This window comes from Halorubrum sp. GN11_10-6_MGM (assembly GCF_005435165.1).
Classification (GTDB): Archaea; Halobacteriota; Halobacteria; order Halobacteriales; family Haloferacaceae; genus Halorubrum.
Map to the genome: position 1 here is coordinate 1 of NZ_SGUC01000109.1, position 579 is coordinate 579.

Annotated in this window: 1 protein-coding gene; it reads left to right on the forward strand. The window is 58.9% G+C overall.

The window, feature by feature from the left end; all coding sequences use genetic code 11:
- A partial coding sequence (locus tag EXE46_RS16930) for a hypothetical protein (RefSeq protein ID WP_199234212.1) occupies positions 1 to 579 on the forward strand: 579 nt, incomplete at both ends.

The window sequence follows — 579 nt, forward strand, 5'->3', positions numbered from 1 at the left end:
TCCCAGAACAGCGCCGCATCGTCGCCAAGATCGAAGAGCTGTTCACCAACCTCGACGCCGGACGGAGCGACCTTCGGGCCGCCGAGCAGCAGCTGGAGCGCTACCGTATGAGCGTCCTGCAGGCCGCCGTCGAGGGCCGCCTCACCGCAGACTGGCGCCGCACCCACGACCCCGAGCCCGCCGATGAGTTGCTGGAACGGGTTCTGGAGAAGCGGCGAGACCGCTGGGAAGAAGACTATCGAACGAAACGCTACGACTCGAAAGGAAAAACGCCACCGGACGGCTGGAAAGACCGTTACTCCGAACCAGATTCGGTTGACTCTTCGGAGTTACCTTCACTTCCGTCAAGCTGGAAGTGGGTTCGATTTGAGCAAATCAGTCTCCTTGACTCAGGGTACGCATTCAGCAGTGACAGATTTACCGACGAGGGAATGCCTCTACTCCGTGGTGCAAACGTAGCACCGGGGCACTTGAAGTGGGGCGATACTGAATACTGGCCAGAAGACGAGGTTGGCCCGTACGAACATCTGATCGTCGAAGAAGGAGACATTATTCTGGCGATGGACCGCCCCCTTATCA